Raw genomic sequence first — 17,507 nt, 5'->3', positions numbered from 1 at the left:
TGGACGTACCGATCCGCCCTACAACGGAGCCCTTGATGAGTACACGTCAACCCACCACCACGCTGGAAGACCAGCCGATGCCGGTGCGAGCCAAGCTCGCCGCAGCGTGGACGAGCTTCATGTTCCTGTACGCCTACGTGGACATTCTCAACTTCTTCACGCCCGGCGTCGTCGAGGACATCCTCGACGGCATGGTCTTCGAGTTCGCTCTCTCCCAGACCTTTTCGACCGCGGCGCTGACCCTCATGGCCGTCCCGATCTTCATGGTCGTGCTGTCGATGACGCTGCCCGCCAAGGTGAGCCGCATCGCGAACCTCATCGTGGCTTCGCTCTACGTCCCCGTCACGGTATTCAACGTGGTGGGCGCGTCGTGGCTGTACTTCTACGGCCTCGGCATCATATTGGAAGTGATCCTTCTCGCCCTCATCTTGCGGTACGCCTGGACTTGGCCCCGCATCGCACCTTCGGCGACGATGGCGACCAACCCGGACCCCGAAACCGTTCGCGCGCAGCAGCAAGCGTGAACCAAGAGTAGTCCCCGTCCTGTTCGGAAACCGCTGCCTCGGTGTTGCACTGGCTTTCGCGACTTCATGCACATCAGGAGCATGAAGTCGCGAGATCAGCAGAACTATCCGGAGTGGTTACCCCGGACTCCTCTCGCCGCGAAGCGTCCGGTCGATCCATGCGATGACGTCGGCCAGGATGACCGGCCCCTCGGGTTCATCCTCCAACCCGTGGTAAACGCCAGGACAGGTCCTCAGTGTCGCCGATGGCACGAGGTCGACCACCCGGCGGCTGGCGGAGACCGGATTGATCAGATCGGCGTCTCCGTGAACCACGAGTAGTGGCACGGCGACTCGGGTGGCGGCCGATGCCACGCGATCCATCTGTGCCAAGACGTCGATCGCGAAGCGTGCGGTCGCTCGCCCATGGACCAAGGGATCGGCGTACCGTTCGGCGACGACGTCGGGGTCGCGATTGACACGCTCGAACCGCAGCCCATTCGGCAATGTCAGGGTGGCGAAGGCGCGGCCGATGCTCCTGACCATGGCCACCTTGAGACGCTGGTTCCGCAGCTCCGAGTCGAAAGCGGGTCCGGTCACCACCACCGCGGCCACGTCCGCCTCCGGCCGGTCCGCTGCGTAGAGGAACGCGTAGAGCCCGCCCAGGCTGTGGCCGTACAGCACGACCGGTGCGCCGCCCGTTCGCGCACGCTCGTGTGCGATGAGATGGTCCACGGCCCGCGCCGTCGACTGGTATCGGACGTCGCCGCGGCGTCCTTCGGATCGCCCGAATCCTTCGTAGTCCATGGCAAGCACGGAGAAACCAGCCGCGGTGAACAACCGAGCCGTGCTGTCGTAGCGGGCGGCGTGCTCGCCGAGACCGTGCATGATGACGACACTGGCCAGTGCAGGCCCGCTCGGGACCCAGTGCAGTGAGATGAGTCGGGGGCCGCCGCCGTCCGGTGTGAAGGAGTCGAAGAGGGGTGATGTGTTCACGAGCAGTTCCTTTCCGGTCTGCTCGAGCATCGCCGCTTCCCCTGTGTCCGGGATTGGACCAACCTGCTAGGTCGGCAGGATCTCCCAACGGATCGTGTTGAACGCGGTGGGAGGGCCGCCGAAGGTTCGGCGACAGGTCCTCGTGAGATGGGAGCTGTCGGTGAACCCCGCCAGGTGAGCAGCATCGGTGAGCGTCCGGCCCTGCGCGACCGCTGCGGTCGCCCGGAGCAGCCGGAGCCATCTGACGTAAGCCCGGAAGGTGATTCCGAGGTCCTGGGCGAAGAGATGGGACAGCCGGCTCTCCGACAGATGAACGGTCGCGGCGAGGTCGCGAAGCCGGATAGGTCGTGAGTCCAGCTCGGTCTGAAGGCGGGTGCGCGCGGCGGCGACTCCCGGATGAAGCGCGTGCGAGGTGTTTCCGGGAGAGCGCAGGCGCCCTTCCACGTAGGCGCTGTGACCCTTGGTCAGGGTCTGTCCCGCGTGATGCCAGGCGCGAACGTGGGACGGATCGTCGACCAGCTCGATCAGCTCGGCACCCAGAGAAGACTCGGGCTCGACGTGCGCCACGACGCCCCAGGCGCCGGCGGCGCTGAACGCGTGCGTCTGATCGGCGGGAACGATCGCCGCGTTCGTACGTCGCTGACGGCCCTGGAGATCCTCGATGACGAACGTCCCCTGGTGGGCGACGGCCACCTGCACGGAGTGGTGGGAATGTCCCGGCAGACTTCCCAGCGGACCCTCGATCTCGAGCACACCGGGACGCAAGCGCCCTATGCCAGACCACCGTGAGATCACTGGTTGTCGCTCGTCCGACGCGTGCATCGACTGTAATATACGCGGCACGGGAGCGCTACGACACCGCCGCGAAACGGCGGCCCCTGAAAGCGACCCACTACCCCGCAGAACGCCGAACACCCTCGCTCGCAAGGAGTTCAGGGCGTCCGTGATCGGATACTCGGCGCTGCCACGGTGCGGCCATCCACTCGGCCCGGCCGCGGCAGGTAGCCGCGCCCGGCCCGACAGGCGGATCAGAGGCGTTCGAAAACGGCGGCCAGCCCTTGTCCGCCACCGATGCACATCGTCTCGAGGCCGTACCGGCCTTCCCTGCGGGACAGTTCGTGCAGCAGGGTGGCCAGGATTCTGGCGCCGGTGGCACCGACCGGATGGCCGAGGGAGATCCCCGACCCGTTGGGGTTGACGCGCGGGTCGTCGGGTTCGATCTTCCAGGTCCGCAGCACGGCAAGGGCCTGCGCGGCGAAGGCCTCGTTGAGTTCGATCACGTCGAGGTCGTCGAGCGTGAGATCGAGCCGGGCGAGCGCCTTCTCGGTCGCGGGGACCGGCCCGATGCCCATGGTGGCCGGCGGGACACCGGCGACCGCCCACGACGCCAGCCGCGCCAGCGGACGGAGCCCGAGTACCTGTGCACGCTGCGGTGTCGTCACGATGCAGAGCGCGGCGCCGTCGTTCTGGCCGCTGGAGTTGCCGGCGGTCACGGTGGATTCGGGATCGACCCCCGACCGGATCGGACGCAGCCGGGCCAGCGAAGCGAGGTCGGTATCGGCACGTGGGTGCTCGTCCGCGCACACCAGCAAGGGTTCCCGTTTGCGTTGCGGCACAGTGACGGTCACCATCTCGTCCGCGAAACGTCCCTCGCGTTGCGCGGCGACGGCGCGCCGGTGCGACTGCACGGCGAGCGCATCCTGGTCGGTACGGCTGATGCAGTACTGGGCGCGCAGGTTCTCCGCGGTTTCGATCATGCCGCCGTCGACCCGGAAGTTCTTGCCACCAGCGGTGACCCGCGCGCGGGCGAGCCGATCGTGCAGGACCGGGCCGTTGCCGCGGACACCCCAGCGGATGTCGTCGGTGTAGAACTCGGTGCGGCTCATGGATTCCACGCCGCCGGCCAGCACGAGATCGCTGCCCCCGGTTTGCACCTGCAAGCAGGCTTGCAGCACGGCCTGCAAACCCGATCCACAGCGCCGGTCCACCTGGATGCCGGGCACGCCGATGCCAAGGCCCGCGTCCAGCGCGGCGACGCGGCCGATCGCCGGCGCCTCGCCGTTGGGTGCGGACTGACCGAGGATGACGTCGTCGACAGCCTCGGCGACAAGTCCGGTGCGCGCGATCAGTTCGGTGATCACGGTCGCGGCCAATTCTTGCGGGGCGATGTCTTCGAACACGCCGCCGAATCGTCCGACCGGGGTTCGCAGTGGTTCGCAGATAACAGCTTCGGGCATGGATCTTCCTCGTAGATGTCAGGTGTTGGATCGGATCTGGCTGAGGTCGTGCTCGATCGCGGCGCTGGTCTCGAGTACGGCGGGAATCAGGGAGTCGCGGACCTCACGCAGCGTGTAGCGGGCCGCCTGGGTCGAGATGTTCACCGCGGCGACGACCGTGCCGTGCCGGTCGCGGATGGGTGCCGCCATCGACCGCAGTCCCTGTTCGAGTTCCTGGTCGACGACGCAGTATCCGTCGGCGCGGACCTGAGCCAGCTCGGCCCGCAGTTGCCGTTTCGTGGTGACCGTCGCGTCGGTGAGGGGTGTCAGGTCGGCTTTCGCCAGGTAGTCGTCGAGTGCGCCGGCGTCGAGGCCGGCGAGCAGAACCCGGCCCATCGAGGTGGCGAACGCGGGGAACCGGGTGCCGATATTGATCGAGACGGTCATGATCCGGCTCACCGGAACACGGGCGACGTAGACGATGTCGGCGCCGTCCAGGATCGACACCGAGGTCGACTCGCGGACCTTCTCGGCCAGCGCCTCGAGGTGCGGGCCCGCCAGGTCGGGCAGGCTCAGGCTGGACAGGAAGCTGTAGCCGAGCTCGAGAACCCTTGGCGTGAGCCAGAACTGGTTTCCGTCGGTGCGCATGTAGCCGAGCTCGACCAGGGTGAGCAGGAAGCGCCGCGCGGTGGCACGGGTCAGGTCGGTCGCGTGGGCCACCTCGCTCAGGGTGCGGCGGGGATGCTCGGCGTCGAACGACCGGATGACGGCCAGGCCGCGCCCGAGGGACTGCACGTAATCCGGTGACGGTTCTGTCATGGCTGCCGTAACTCCTTCTCCCTGTAGGCCCGATGGCGTCCACCCGCGGCGGACGTCGGTTCATCGAGCCGGGCCCGAGGCTACGTCGCGGCAGCCCGGCTCGAGCCGCCGCCCGCATCAACCAGAGTGTTCACTATATGAACACTAGTACGCATTGCGAACACGCTACGCCCATGCCACTCCGAAGTGCAAGTGTTCGCATTGCGCACACGGGTGCGTATTGCGAACATGTCGTCTAGCATCGCCGATGTGATGGACAAAGTCTTTGCGACGGCCGCGGAGGCCGTCGCCGATATTCACGACGGCGCGTCGTTCGCGGTCGGCGGGTTCGGGTTGGTCGGCGTACCTCAGGTGCTGATCGATGCCGTGCTCGCGCACGGTGCCACCGATCTCGAGGTGGTCAGCAACAACTGCGGTACCGCGGGTGCCGGACTGGGAGTACTGCTGGAGGCACGCCGGATTCGGCGCACCACCAGCTCCTATGTCGGTTCGAACGCCGAATTCGCGCGCCAGTTCCTCGCGGGTGAACTCGAGGTGGAGCTGACACCGCAGGGCACCCTCGCCGAGCGAATGCGGGCGGGCGGGACAGGCATTCCGGCGTTCTACACCCCAGCGGGCGTCGGAACCCAGGTCGCCGACGGCGGTCTGCCACTGCGCTACGACGGCGACGGTGGCATCGCGCTGGCCAGTCCGGCGAAGGAGACGCGGGTCTTCGGCGGCGTGCCCTACGTGCTCGAACACGCGATCGTCACCGACTTCGCGCTGGTCCACGCATGGAAGGGCGACCGCCACGGCAACCTCGTCTACCGGCGCAGCGCACGCAACTTCAATCCACCGGCGGCCGCGGCAGGCCGGATCACCATCGCCCAGGTCGAGCAACTGGTGGAACCGGGCGACCTGGATCCGGACGAAGTGCACACCCCCGGCATCCACGTGCAGCGCGTGGTGCACGTGGGCAAGGTCGAGGTCGGAATCGAGAACAGGACGGTGCGGGCATGACGTGGACACGCCACGAGCTGGCAGCCAGGGTGGCCGCCGAGCTGAGCGACGGCCAGTACGTCAACCTCGGCATCGGTATGCCGACGTTGGTGCCGAACTTCCTGCCCGACGACGTCACGGTCGTGCTGCATTCGGAGAACGGTGTCCTCGGCGTCGGGCCCTATCCGACCGAGGACGAGGTCGATCCCGAGCTGATCAACGCAGGCAAGGAGACGATCACCGTCGCACCCGGCGCCTCCTACTTCGACTCCGCCCAGTCCTTCGGGATGATCCGCGGCGGCTGCGTCGATGTCGCGGTCCTCGGCGCGATGCAGGTGAGCGCCCGCGGTGACCTGGCGAACTGGATGATCCCGGGCAAGATGGTCAAGGGCATGGGTGGCGCGATGGACCTGGTCCACGGCGCGAAACGGGTCATCGTGATGATGGAACACCGTTCCCGCGGCGGCGAACCCAAGATCGTCGAGCAGTGCACCCTGCCACTGACCGGACTGCGCTGCGTGCACCGCATCATCACCGAGATGGCCGTACTCGATATCGGCCCCGAGGGCCTCGTCCTCGTCGAAACCGCGCCGGGCGTCGGCGAATCCGATGTTCGCGCAGCCACCGGCGCCGATGTCACCGTGGCACGGAGCCTCAGATCGAACCGGTGATTTCCGATTCCACTCGACACGCCTCCCGGCGTGCCGCGTGCGCGGTCACCGGCCCACGCCGGTGACCGCGCAGGGCCTTCAGCGCAGATACGCCGAGATCCAGTTGCCGAATTCACAGGCGAGGTGCCATTGATGTTCAGCGATATACAGGCCAGGCAACGCCGCGGGGAAGGCGACCTTGAGCTGGCTGCGGAACCCACCGCCGGGCTCGTCACGGAACTGGTGGCGCACGCCACCGATGACGAACCCATCGGACAGCGAGGCAACCCCGGACGCGGTGAGCGGGAACGCCGGGTCCGAGGGGACCATCACTCGCGCTGTGTCGGTGTAGTCGACGAAGAATTGGCTGGCCAGCATCGCGCCACCGGTCACTTCGACGACCTCCTGACGGCCGTCGGGCAGCGTCGCGATGATGTAGTGGTCCGGACAGGCATCGGTCCACACCGCGCGATCGTCGGCCACCCGCGCGCGGCCGAACCAGTCGAGGAAGCCTTGCGCGGTGCCTCGATCACTGGCGATTTCGGTGATCGAGTACTGCCAGTGTCCACCCGAGGCGGCCACCCCGGTCCGGGCGGCGGCTTCGGACGCGACGAGCTCACCGGCGAGCAGCTCACGCAATCCGTTCTGCCCGATCGCCAGGCGGGCCCGCGCCAGTGCTGCCCGCGCAGCGGGAATGTCGTCGACGCCGACCTCGAAGCGAGCCAGCAGCGAATCCAGCTCGCCGGCAAGCAGACCGACGTAATCTCTACGCAGCCGCGCCGCGGCCACCGACAACCGGCGGCGCTCCCACTCGACGACCTCGGCCTGATCGACCACCTGCCCGTCGATGAAGGTGCGCAGCCCGGCGCCTGCCGCCGGAGCATCAGGCGCGGCGAAAGTGATCCCGGCGCCGACCGAGGCCGCCGCCGCGGTGGCAGCGGCCGTTGCCCCGGCCGCGCGCACCATGAAGCTTCTTCTGGTCAACATTGACCATTCCTTTCGAGTACTTGCTCATTCGCGACTCGGCTCTTGCGCGACGAGCTCAGATCTAACGCAAGTCCAGCTTGCGTTAGCACAGCATCTGTCAAACGCGTCACCATGTCAATGACTCGGGCATGATTAACGCCAAGAAGACTTGCATTTACAGTCGAGGTTGGGGATATTAAACGCAAGTTTCAATAGCTTTAAGGAGAGGTTGGGTCACCATGGTCGAGTCCATCGAAATCCGGACACGGATCGGCGGGGAGAACATCGCGCGCGACCAGGTGCGTGCATGGGAAACCAGGCGCGCCGGATCGGTACTGAAGAAGTTCGCTGCACGCCTGGGAACCCGCGCCATGGCCGAACTCATGCCCGCCCGCACAGTGGGCGATGTGTCCGGCGCACCTCTCGACGTACAGCGCGCCGCCCTGACCACACTGAAGATCGAGCTGGGCCACGCGGCGATCTACGCCATGCTCAAGCGTGACCTGGCCATCTCCGAGAGGATGGCGCGGATCGGTGTCGCCACGAGCCGGGGCAGCACCAAGCACTCCGTCACCCGGCTCGAAGTCCCCCACTACAGCGCCGAACGATTCGCCGCCTGGTTCAACGACCTCACCGCCACCAACGCCGAAGCCGAGATGGTCGACGCCAGCCCCGACCACTATCTGCTGCGCGGCCTGCCCGACGGACGCCAGGAAGTCGTCGAAACGACCGGCGGATCACCGACCGCGTCCCGATTCCTCGTCGACTACACCAGAACCGAAGCACTCACCATCCCTGTCGACCCGGACTACCCCATCCAGATCGCCGGTCTCGCTGTGCTCGACGACGGTCTCGTCATCGGTGGCGTCCGCCACCAATTCCGCGACCGCGACGGCACGCTCGAAGCCCTGCTGACCGTGCAGTTCCCGGGCAATCTGCCCGCCAGACTCGTTCACCAGCACGAGTGGCACCTCGCGGGCGAGTTCAGCAACTGGATGATCGCCGCGGCCCCCGTCGCGGCGACATCCTGATACCGCGAGCCGAGCACCGACCAGCTCCGGCGGTGGCGATCTCGAAGTACATACCGGCCAGGCGCAAGCGCCCGGCGCGATCGGCGGCGATCATTCGGGCAACGGCCTAGGCTGCGTCGAGGCGCCGATCGGGTCCGATGACCGCGCGGACCTCGGCGATCAGGCAGGGCCACCGTAGGCCGCCGTACAAAGCTTCTCCGCTCGCGACACCCGATCGTCGACCAAGTCGCCATCGTTGCCACCACAGACGCCCGGCTTCATGCGAGGACTTTTCGATGCTGTGGGTCGCAGCGCCGAACACGAGGACGAGGGCTTGAACGAAGTCATCGAGTCCGAGCGCACGACAGACCCCGACACCTTGCCCCGGCATCGACCGGTTCGACAATCGGCGTTTGCGGACGTTAACGGCTAAAGGCGTATCGCCGTGCGGACGAGGTCGGCGATGGCTTTGGATCTGCTGTGTGGTGGCCAGGCGATGACGGTCGTGACGGCCGGTGCGTCCGGCACCGGCACGGTGGCGTGATCGTCGCGTAGCTGGGCGCGGAGCGACTCGGGCACGACCGCGCAGGCCCGTCCGAGCGTGATCAGCTGGGTCAACTGGGTGTGGTCGCGAACCTGTGGGCCGGGGCCGTCTGGATAACTTCCATCCCGCCGGGGCCAGCGCGGCAGGGGCAGGTCGGTCATGGCGTTGACCTCGGCCATCGACAGGTGGGGTCGGTTGGCGAGGGGATGCCCTGCGGGCAGGACCACGATCTGCTGTTCGGTGTGCAGGTCCTCGGTGTCGAATCCGGTCGTCGTGTCGTAGGGCCGGTGGAGCAGAGCAACGTCGGCACTCCCGTTGCGTAGCAGTCTTTCCGGCTCGCCGGGTCCGCATAGCACCACTTCGACTGCGACAGCGCGGGGATCGGCGGCGTAGGCGTCCAGCAGCTTCGACAACAGTTCGCTGGAGGCTCCCGCCTTGGTGGCCAGCACGACGCCGGGCAGGTCGGCAGCGGCGCGGCGAGTGCGGCGCTCGGCGGCTTCGACCGCGTCGAGAGCGAGCCGGGCCTCCCGCAGCAGCACCGACCCGGCCTTGGTCAACGTGATTGCGCGAGCATTGCGGTGCAGCAGAACGACTCCGAGTCGCCGTTCGAGCTGCTGGATCGCCCGCGACAGCGGTGGTTGCGCCATCGCAAGCCGTTGTGCCGCCCGCCCGAAGTGCAACTCCTCGGCGACCGCGACGAAGTATCGCAACTCCCGAGTCTCCACCATGCGATCGTATCCGGCGCTCACCACAACCAATACCCGTGCGGTATCGCCGCCCACCCAATCGGTCTTGGACGCACCACCCGAGTCCGCAACATGATCAACGGCATGAGTGAACCGACGATCGCGCTGGTGACCGGCGCGAACAAAGGAATCGGCTACGAGATCGCGGCGGGCCTTGGCGCCCTCGGCTGGCGAATCGGTGTGGGCGCGAGGGATCGACAACGCCGCGAGACCGCGGTGGAGAAGTTGTGTGCGGCCGGGACCGACGCGTTCGGCGTACCGCTCGACGCGGACGACGACGCGAGTGTCGCGGCCGCGGCCGAGCTGATCGCCGACCATGCCGGAGGGCTCGACGTCCTGGTCAACAATGCCGCGATCACCGGCCGTATGCCACAGACACCCACGACGGTCGATCCCGCGACTGTGCGAGCTGTCGTGGAAACCAACGTGATCGGCGTCATCCGGGTCACCAACGCGATGCTGCCCATGCTGCGCGCCTCGGCGTCACCGCGAATCGTCAACATGTCCAGCAGCGTGGGCTCGCTCGCCCTGCAGACCACGCCCGGCATCGACATGGGCCCGGTTCCAGCTGCGTACTCGGCATCGAAGACCTTCCTGAACGCCGTCACCATCCATTACGCCAGCGAACTGAGCGGCACCAACATCCTGATCAACTCCGGCTGCCCCGGTTTCACCGCCACCGACCTCAATGGCTTCCGAGGCGTCCGTACACCACAACAGGGGGCGGCGATCGCGATTCACCTCGCGACCCTGCCCGATGACGGACCGACCGGCAGATTCTTCGACGACGCCGGAACAGTGCCCTGGTGACGGGCACACCGATGCGAACCATTCCCGTTCTCGACGGCGCCGAACACGCGCGCCGCCTGAACTGAGCTGCCGATGTCAAAGCTCCACGACTACATCGCCGTTCTCATCCAACCTCGACGAATATTGCCGGAGGATCTCGTCGCGCTCGAACAGGAATGCAGCGGCCCGCTCGGAGGCGATCAGCCGACCGTACCCCTTGATACCGAAGTCGTCGGCGAACGCACGGCCGGTGATCACCAGACCGAACAGTGGCGGGATGACGATGCTTCCGGGATCTTCGACCAGCGAACTGATCGAGGTGGTGATCGGCCCGAACTCGTAGCCGTTCAACCCGCTCTGTGCCAGAGCATCGGCCAGCGGCCTGGTCACCGCATACGCGCCGCTGTTGGACTTCATCAACTCGCGCTCGACCGGGTAGGCGAACTCGAAATGAGCCGTCACCACCCGCGGCGGGTCATAGCTGTCGTCATAGACGACCTCGCCGAAATTGGCGGGAACGTCGGCGCGGAGAAAGTAAAAGCTCATCGTGCAAACCCCACAGATATAGGACCCGAGCCGAATTCTCCGACGGCTCGGATCTGTTGCCAGCCTTCGACATTACGCGGGCTTGGACGCCACTCAGGCAAGGCTGAGGTGGCGGCCGAAATTCGCCTGAGTTGCCGAAGGTATTGGGCCAGCTTATGATTCGATCGTCGTGTCGGCGATCCGCGCGGGATCGTCGGCCATCACGGGGGTGGACATGTCTGATACCAAACAAACGAGCGCTGCATCCAAGGCCATCGGGCTGGGCATCGCCGCATTCTTGATCGGCCTGATATTCATCGGCGCCAGCGTCCTCGCCGGCGAGGACGCCGAGAACCCGCGGTGCGACGGCCAGCTCATGAGCAAGGGCGACGTCTGTTACTCGTCCCGGTCGACCAACGGCTACGAGTCCCGAGCGGACTCCGCGCGAACCGCATCGACGTGGCTGCTGCGGCTCGGCGGGATCGCCGCGGTGGGCGGCGTTGTCCTCGTCGTGGGCGGCGCGGCGACGAGAAGCGACTGAGCAGCCGGTCATCCGTCGCGGCTCCGCGATGAGGCCACCACTGTCGCCCGACTGCTTCCGCCTTCTGCGATCAGCCCAGGCTGAAGGGCTGATCCTACAGCGTCACCCAGGGCCGATAGGTCACGTGATGCGCACCTATCGGCCCACGTCACCTATCGGCCCACCGCCGAAATGACTGCGGTGTCACTGATTTCGAGCAGCCGACGACGCGCCTTCGGATCGTCGGCCTGCGCATGCGGACGGCTCTGCCTGGTGCCGTTGAAATACCGCCCTGTCATCTGCGACAGGCCCGGGTCGCAGATCAGCCGGAGGGTCGCGTCCGAACCTTCGGCGACGGTACTGATCGGCGTGACGCCGGATTCCAGCACCATGGTTGTCGCCATGAGGGTGGCCGGGTGCAGGGCGTTCACGGTGACACCGGTCCCGTCGAGTTCCTCGGCGTACTCGATGGTCGCCATGATCATCGCCAGCTTGGCTCGGCAGTAGGCGGTGTACACGTCGTAGTCGTGCTCGGGGGTCGGATCGTCGAGGTCGATCTCCCGCTGCCCGGCAGAGGCTACGTTCACCACCCGCGCCGGAGCCGAGGTCCGTAGCAGCGGAAGCAACCGCCGCGTCAGCCGATATGGGGCCAGATGGTTGACCGCCCACAGTAATTCGTTGCCGTCGGCGCTGAGTTCGCGCCTCCCGTCCGACCGGCCTCCGGTGCCGGCATTGTTCACGAGCACATCCAATCGCGAAGTACGGGCGATGATCTCGTCGGCCAGCCGGTCCACCTCCGTAAGTCGCGACAGGTCAGCCAGGATGATCAGCGGAGCGTGTCCGCCCGCGGCTGTTATCTCGGCGGCGATCGCTGCGGCCCGATCCGGGTTGCGGCCGTGCAGGATCAGCCGGGCACCCGCTGCGCCGAGCCGCACCGCGAGGTCGCGACCGAGTCCGTCCGTCGCACCCGTGATCAGCACAGTTCGATCGACCACCCGGTCGATAGCGTTGTCGCTCATAGTCTTTCCTTGCAGTCTCATGTCCCGTCCTCGGTCCGGATACTGACCGAAGTTGCGGTCAGGTCGAGCGCGACGTGCGTGCCGAGAGGCGTGTGCACGACGCGCGGCTCACCGGTGGCCGGCATCGGCACGCCGTTCACGACAACCTCGACCCAGCGGACGATGGCGTCGCCGTCGCGCTGCGAGTGACGAACGATCACGACATCACAGGGGATCGACTCGGTCATCGACGACGAACCCGTGTTGGCGGCGGAACCGGCGATTCGAACCGAATTCACCGCGTTGTCTCCGCCGTGGCGACGAGCGTCGCCCGGCCCAGGATATGGCCGGCGATGGTGAAACCGAGCAGGGCCGGAGTGGAGTCGGCGGCGATGCCGATGTCATCCACATCCAGAGCGTGCACGGTGACGAAATAGCGGTGCTCACCGTGACCCGCAGGCGGTGCCGCACCGATGTATCGAGGTAGCCGCGCGTCGTTCGGCAATTGGAAGGAGCCGACCGGCAAACCACTACCCGCGTCGTCCCCGGCGCCCTCGGGAAGGGTCGTGGTCGTGGCCGGGATGTTGGCGACGGCCCAGTGCCAGAAGCCGGAACCGGTGGGGGCATCGGGGTCGTACACGGTCACGGCGTAGCTCTTGGTGCCCGCGGGTGCGCCGCTCCAACTCAACTGCGGGGAAACGTCTTTGCCCCCGGAGGTACCAGAGGACCACTGTGCGGATGGCCAGGCGGCGCCGTCGCTCACCGTGGTGCTGGTGACCGTGAACGAGGCCGCCTGGGGGAGACGGGCGAAGGGATCGTTTGCGCTCATCGTGTCGCGCCTTTCGAGTCGTACCGAACGTGCAAGATCGACGATAACAGAGATAATCGATGATTTGTAGAATCATCTATGATTGAGCGGCCCCTCGGACAACCCAGCCGACGAAGCAGATGCTGTCCGAGCAGGGTCTACGCACAACTGCGGAACGCGATCATGCGCGGCGAGTACGCGCCCAGCGACGCGCTCGAGCCGCAGGATCTAGCCAGGCAACACGGCGTGAGCCTGGCCGTGGTGCGCGAGGCGCTTTGTGTCCACAGAGGCCGTGTGCGGACGCGTGAAAGTTGGCATTGGCCAGGGGGAATCCCGGCAGCAGGTGTGCCACGTCCGTTGTCACAGGAGTCACTCATGTGTCAGATATCGATCCGCCGTTTCCACCATGGGAGGTCGTGCGGGGCGAACGGGTCGTTGACCGTCCGGGCGATGACACGATCGTCGAGCGGTCCGAGCTCTCTCCGCAGTTCTCGTTGGGCCCGGGACCGGAGAGAGCAGGCGGCCCGCTCGAGCAGCGTCCTGACGTGGCAATAGCCGCTGTGCAGGTTCGAGTCGTCATGTTCGTAGTCGGGTGCCAGGTCTCGATGTGAACGCAGGCCCGCGTCGGCCCATCGCCGGAAGGCGTGGGCGATGGACCCGGCGCGAGCTCGTCGCACCAATCGGCGGCACAGTCGAAGGCCGCCCCGTAGATCACCGGCGATAGACGCTCGCGGGTCCGGTCGGCGGCAGTTGTGGACGATCGAGCGCACGTTCGGGTTGCCGTCGATACGCGAGCACTGCGAGCAGACCGGGAAACACGCCCCAGACGGATACCAGCACCAACCAAAACAACGGTGGCTGCGGGACCGGGCCAGGCTCGGGATGCTCGTAAGTCGCATGTCCGAAAACCCGTGAGTACCAAACGAGCCAGAGTGCGAAATCGGCGAAGAACAACGAGCAACCACCAAGGATCACCCACCTCCACCCGCTCGCAGCACCAGCGATCAACGCCACACCCGCCATACCCACAACAATCAGCTTGGTAACGAGTAGGGCGTGACTGCCAGCCGAGACCTCCTCGTCAGGCATACCTTCGACCAGCAAGACGAACGCGTAGAGCAACACAAGCAAAGCAGCGACACAGGCGCCGAGCCCGGAGAAAACGCGCGTCCAGACGCTCGATGACAACAACATGACGGCATGCTAGTCATAAAGACTTCTCCCGGCAGAACGCGCGATTGCAGACCGCCGTTCCCTTGGAAACTGCTGGGCGCGTTGAAAAGTCATACGTCACGTCATCATCCACAACGGCGGCTCCCCGCACTGAGCCGCCCGGCAACGGTGCTATCCGCAGTGACCGCGCGATGGCTGTGTCGAGACCGGCCTCGTCGCCGTCTGAGCCGGGTGCGGGGCACACTGAGGGGGATGAGATCCGAGGTGACCACCCGCCGCACGCGACCGCGTAACCGTCGCGCGATCATCCTCGACGCCGCGTTCGACGCGTTCGCGCACGACGGATATCACGACACCTCGATGGCGATGGTCGCCGCCACGGTGGGCATTTCTCCCGGGGCCCTCTACCGGCATTTCGACAGCAAGCAGCAACTCCTCGGCCAGTGCCTGCTCGCCGGATTGGACGACGCGCTGGTTCGGCTCGAGACCGCCTACCGACGGTCCCCCGCCGACGACGCGGTAGTCGCCGAACTGGTCCAGGTGGCGCTGGACCGCCGCGGCCTACCGCGGTTGTGGCAACTCGAATTCCGTCATCTGCACCCCACCGACCGGATCGCGGTGCTCCTGCGGGCCGCCCGGCTGACGGAGTTTCTGCGCCGCACCCTGCGGGCGCAACGACCGGAGCTTCGACCCGCCGATGTGGAGCTGCTGAGCTGGGCGGCCTTCTCGGTCGCGGCGAGCCCGGCCTACCACCGGCTCGAGCTGCCCGCACCGGTCGCGGCGCGAGTGCTCGTCGCGACCGCGCGCGCGGTTCTGGCCGTAGAACTCCCGGCGAACGGGGCGCGCGCCACGCATGTTCGCGCGCACTGGGCGGCGCGCGACCGTCCCGGGCTCGACCGCACGGTGCGTCGCGAACGCATACTCGCCGCAGCCGCCCACTTGTTCACCGACTACGGCTTCCCCGGGGTGAGCATCGACGACATCGGCGCAGCCGTCGGAACCACCGGCCCTGCCGTCTACCACTACTTCGACAGCAAGGCTCAACTACTCGACGAGATCGTCCGCAGGCACGACGAGTGGGTCCACCTGCTGGTCTCCCGCGCGCTGTCCCACGGCCGGGATCCAGGGGAAGCGCTGCGGACCCTCACCCGCAACTTCGCCCGGTTCGGCGTCGACGAACCTGATCTGCTCGCCATCACGGTCAGCCAGACCCGATACCTGCCGACGGCCGCCGAACGCCGGTACCGGCAGGTCCGCCAGGACGGCATCGGCCGCTGGGCCCGCATGCTGCAGGCGCTCCGTCCCGAATTGGCCCCGCCCGTGGCGCGCATGCTCATCCGCGCGGCGACCACGGTGGTCATCGAAGCGGTCCGCAACCCACGGCTGGCCGGGCGACCCGACCTGGTCGAGGCACTGGTCGCGGTGGCCGAGCGGATTCAGGCCGTCCCGTTCGAGCCCGCACGACCCGGAAAGTGATTCACGCCACTTACGGGCCGTTCACTGGTGGCCGCCGACGGCCGGTTACCAGCCACTGGCCCCCGCCGTCCCCGTCGACCCCGTTTTAGCCCCCGTTCACTTAGCGTTGCCCGCCGCGCGGCCGTGCCGCACAGTGTGCCGCGGGAGCCGCACCGCGCACCCATTCCTCCCTGGACGCGCCGCGTCCCCGGCCCATCGAGAAGGCAACGTTCGTGAGTCATTACAAGAGCAACGTACGAGACCTCGAGTTCAACCTGTTCGAGGTGTACGGACTCGAAACTGTCCTCGCGGCAGGCACTTTCGGTGATATGGACGCGGATACCGCGCGCTCGGTGCTCAGCGAGGCGGCGCGGCTCGCCGAGGGTCCGGTCGCGGCGCCGTACGCCGAGGCCGACCGCAATCCCCCGACATTCGACCCGGCCACGCACACGGTGTCGCTGCCGGAGTCGTTCAAGCGCGCCGTCCGCGCGTGGTACGACGCGGAGTGGTGGCGCCTTGGCAAGTCCGAGGCGATCGGCGGTGTGCCTGCGCCCGCGATCCTGGAGTGGGCGGTCACCGAGTTCGTGCTCGGCGCCCAGCCCGCCGCGCACATGTACAGCATGGGTCCGGTGATGGCCGACATCCTCGACCGCGTCGGCAACGACCTGCAGCGCGAATGGGCCCGCCTCATCGTGGAACGCGGCTGGGGCGCGACGATGGTGCTGACCGAACCCGACGCCGGTTCCGACGTCGGCGCGGGCCGGACCAAGGCGATCGCGCAGGAGGACGGCTCCTGGCACATCGAGGGTGTGAAGCGTTTCATCACCTCCGCCGACTCCGACGACCTGTTCGGCAATATCACGCACCTGGTCCTCGCCCGTCCGGAAGGCGCCGGTCCCGGCACCAAGGGCCTGTCGCTGTTCGTCGTCCCGAAGTTCCACTTCGACTCCGCCACCGGCGACCTCGGTGATCGCAACGGCGTGTTCGTGACAAACGTCGAGCACAAGATGGGTCTGAAAGCCTCGGCCACTTGTGAACTCACCTTCGGCGGCCACGGCGTTCCCGCCAAGGGCTGGCTGGTCGGCGACGCGCACAACGGCATCGCGCAGATGTTCGAGGTCATCGAGAACGCGCGCATGATGGTCGGCACCAAGGCCATCGCGACCCTGTCGACCGGTTACCTGAACGCCCTCGAGTACGCCAAGACCCGCGTCCAGGGTGCCGACCTGACCCGCATGGCCGACAAGACCGCGCCCCGCGTCACGATCCTGCACCACCCCGACGTGCGCCGCTCGCTGCTGATGCAGAAGGCTTACGCCGAGGGCCTGCGTTCGGTGTACCTGTTCACCGCCGCGCACCAGGATCCCGAAGTCGCGCAGCATGTTTCGGGCGCCGACGCCGAGCTGGCCGCTCGCGTGAACGACCTGCTGCTCCCGATCGTCAAGGGTGTCGGCTCCGAGCGCGCCTACCAGTACCTGACCGACTCCCTGCAGACCTTCGGTGGCTCCGGCTTCCTGCAGGACTACCCGATCGAGCAGTACATCCGCGACGCCAAGATCGACTCCCTCTACGAGGGCACCACCGCCATCCAGGCGCAGGACTTCTTCTTCCGCAAGATCGCGCGTGACCGCGGTGTCGCCCTGGCTCACGTGGCGGGCCAGATCCAGAAGTTCATCGACGCCGACTCCGCCACCGAGCGCCTCAAGGGCGAGCGCCAGCTGCTCGCCACCGCGCTCGAGGACGTCCAGACCATGGCCGCCACCCTGACCGGCCACCTGATGGGCGCCCAGGAGCAGCCGACCGAGCTGTAC

At 66.9% G+C, this 17,507-nt stretch carries 20 protein-coding genes; 9 read left to right on the top strand and 11 right to left on the bottom strand.

Annotated features, from left to right (window positions below; all coding sequences use genetic code 11):
* The first annotated feature begins 35 nt into the window (after nt 1-35).
* On the top strand, nt 36-524 hold the full coding sequence (locus tag ACWF9G_RS29925) for a DUF6326 family protein (RefSeq protein WP_452519414.1): 489 nt from the start codon (nt 36-38) through the stop codon (nt 522-524).
* A 117-nt stretch (nt 525-641) separates the two neighbouring features.
* Here ACWF9G_RS29925 and ACWF9G_RS29920 read toward each other — a convergent pair whose 3' ends face one another.
* The 4 genes from ACWF9G_RS29920 to ACWF9G_RS29905 all read right to left on the bottom strand — a co-directional run bounded on the left by ACWF9G_RS29920 (nt 642) and on the right by ACWF9G_RS29905 (nt 4,534).
* Nucleotides 642-1,529 (bottom strand): alpha/beta hydrolase, encoded by an 888-nt coding sequence (locus ACWF9G_RS29920; protein WP_452519412.1) that lies wholly within the window; start codon nt 1,527-1,529, stop codon nt 642-644.
* 36 nt (nt 1,530-1,565) lie between these two features.
* Nucleotides 1,566-2,252, bottom strand: a complete 687-nt coding sequence (locus ACWF9G_RS29915) for a helix-turn-helix transcriptional regulator (protein WP_452519410.1) — start codon at nt 2,250-2,252, stop codon at nt 1,566-1,568.
* Nucleotides 2,253-2,527: 275 nt separating this feature from the next.
* The gene (locus tag ACWF9G_RS29910; protein ID WP_452519408.1) at nt 2,528-3,736 is read right to left on the bottom strand and encodes an acetyl-CoA C-acetyltransferase; all 1,209 of its coding nucleotides are present in this window, start codon (nt 3,734-3,736) and stop codon (nt 2,528-2,530) included.
* Nucleotides 3,737-3,754: 18 nt separating this feature from the next.
* Entirely contained in the window at nt 3,755-4,534 is a 780-nt protein-coding gene (locus ACWF9G_RS29905; RefSeq protein ID WP_379310195.1) for an IclR family transcriptional regulator, read from the bottom strand.
* A 252-nt stretch (nt 4,535-4,786) separates the two neighbouring features.
* Between ACWF9G_RS29905 and ACWF9G_RS29900 the strand changes: the two genes are divergently transcribed.
* Complete coding sequence (locus tag ACWF9G_RS29900; RefSeq protein WP_452519405.1) at nt 4,787-5,533, top strand: CoA transferase subunit A; 747 nt, start codon at nt 4,787-4,789, stop codon at nt 5,531-5,533.
* Nucleotides 5,530-6,183, top strand: a complete 654-nt coding sequence (locus tag ACWF9G_RS29895) for a CoA transferase subunit B (protein ID WP_379310193.1) — start codon at nt 5,530-5,532, stop codon at nt 6,181-6,183. The genes ACWF9G_RS29900 and ACWF9G_RS29895 overlap by 4 nt, the downstream gene beginning before the upstream one ends.
* A gap of 78 nt (nt 6,184-6,261) precedes the next feature.
* Here ACWF9G_RS29895 and ACWF9G_RS29890 read toward each other — a convergent pair whose 3' ends face one another.
* Nucleotides 6,262-7,149 carry a hypothetical protein gene (locus ACWF9G_RS29890; RefSeq protein WP_379310798.1) on the bottom strand — a complete coding sequence of 296 codons (888 nt, stop codon included), beginning with the start codon at nt 7,147-7,149 and terminating at the stop codon, nt 6,262-6,264.
* A gap of 218 nt (nt 7,150-7,367) precedes the next feature.
* Here ACWF9G_RS29890 and ACWF9G_RS29885 point away from each other — a divergent pair, with 218 nt between their 5' ends.
* The gene (locus ACWF9G_RS29885) at nt 7,368-8,159 is read left to right on the top strand and encodes a hypothetical protein (protein WP_452519403.1); all 792 of its coding nucleotides are present in this window, start codon (nt 7,368-7,370) and stop codon (nt 8,157-8,159) included.
* 408 nt (nt 8,160-8,567) lie between these two features.
* On the opposite strand, the gene ACWF9G_RS29880 is transcribed toward ACWF9G_RS29885, so the two are convergent.
* Nucleotides 8,568-9,410, bottom strand: coding sequence for a LysR family transcriptional regulator (locus ACWF9G_RS29880; RefSeq protein WP_452519401.1), 843 nt, complete (start codon nt 9,408-9,410; stop codon nt 8,568-8,570).
* A gap of 102 nt (nt 9,411-9,512) precedes the next feature.
* Between ACWF9G_RS29880 and ACWF9G_RS29875 the strand changes: the two genes are divergently transcribed.
* Nucleotides 9,513-10,238 (top strand): SDR family NAD(P)-dependent oxidoreductase, encoded by a 726-nt coding sequence (locus ACWF9G_RS29875; RefSeq protein ID WP_452519399.1) that lies wholly within the window; start codon nt 9,513-9,515, stop codon nt 10,236-10,238.
* A 75-nt stretch (nt 10,239-10,313) separates the two neighbouring features.
* Here the strand turns inward: ACWF9G_RS29875 and ACWF9G_RS29870 are convergent, their stop codons facing one another.
* On the bottom strand, nt 10,314-10,763 hold the full coding sequence (locus tag ACWF9G_RS29870; protein ID WP_452519397.1) for a hypothetical protein: 450 nt from the start codon (nt 10,761-10,763) through the stop codon (nt 10,314-10,316).
* Between the two features lie 169 nt (nt 10,764-10,932).
* Here ACWF9G_RS29870 and ACWF9G_RS29865 point away from each other — a divergent pair, with 169 nt between their 5' ends.
* Entirely contained in the window at nt 10,933-11,283 is a 351-nt protein-coding gene (locus tag ACWF9G_RS29865) for a hypothetical protein (protein WP_452519395.1), read from the top strand.
* Nucleotides 11,284-11,435: 152 nt separating this feature from the next.
* Here ACWF9G_RS29865 and ACWF9G_RS29860 read toward each other — a convergent pair whose 3' ends face one another.
* The 3 genes from ACWF9G_RS29860 to ACWF9G_RS29850 are packed head-to-tail and all read right to left on the bottom strand — an operon-like array spanning nt 11,436 to nt 13,089.
* On the bottom strand, nt 11,436-12,281 hold the full coding sequence (locus ACWF9G_RS29860) for an SDR family NAD(P)-dependent oxidoreductase (protein ID WP_379310786.1): 846 nt from the start codon (nt 12,279-12,281) through the stop codon (nt 11,436-11,438).
* A gap of 17 nt (nt 12,282-12,298) precedes the next feature.
* Nucleotides 12,299-12,508, bottom strand: a complete 210-nt coding sequence (locus tag ACWF9G_RS29855; protein ID WP_379310785.1) for a hypothetical protein — start codon at nt 12,506-12,508, stop codon at nt 12,299-12,301.
* 47 nt (nt 12,509-12,555) lie between these two features.
* Nucleotides 12,556-13,089, bottom strand: a complete 534-nt coding sequence (locus ACWF9G_RS29850; RefSeq protein ID WP_452519394.1) for a YbhB/YbcL family Raf kinase inhibitor-like protein — start codon at nt 13,087-13,089, stop codon at nt 12,556-12,558.
* Between the two features lie 78 nt (nt 13,090-13,167).
* Between ACWF9G_RS29850 and ACWF9G_RS29845 the strand changes: the two genes are divergently transcribed.
* Nucleotides 13,168-13,623 (top strand): GntR family transcriptional regulator, encoded by a 456-nt coding sequence (locus tag ACWF9G_RS29845; RefSeq protein ID WP_452519393.1) that lies wholly within the window; start codon nt 13,168-13,170, stop codon nt 13,621-13,623.
* A 156-nt stretch (nt 13,624-13,779) separates the two neighbouring features.
* Here the strand turns inward: ACWF9G_RS29845 and ACWF9G_RS29840 are convergent, their stop codons facing one another.
* Nucleotides 13,780-14,262, bottom strand: coding sequence for a hypothetical protein (locus tag ACWF9G_RS29840; RefSeq protein WP_379310782.1), 483 nt, complete (start codon nt 14,260-14,262; stop codon nt 13,780-13,782).
* Nucleotides 14,263-14,493: 231 nt separating this feature from the next.
* On the opposite strand from ACWF9G_RS29840, the gene ACWF9G_RS29835 reads away from it, so the two are divergent.
* A complete protein-coding gene (locus tag ACWF9G_RS29835; RefSeq protein ID WP_452519391.1) occupies nt 14,494-15,717 on the top strand; it encodes a TetR/AcrR family transcriptional regulator in 1,224 nt (407 codons plus the stop codon).
* 212 nt (nt 15,718-15,929) lie between these two features.
* A partial coding sequence (locus ACWF9G_RS29830; RefSeq protein WP_452519389.1) for an acyl-CoA dehydrogenase family protein occupies nt 15,930-17,507 on the top strand: 1,578 nt, incomplete at its 3' end.

This window comes from Nocardia sp. NPDC055029, from assembly GCF_053608525.1.
The sequence above is the reverse complement of the archived record's forward strand: the minus strand, read 5'-3'. Positions and strand labels throughout refer to the sequence as shown.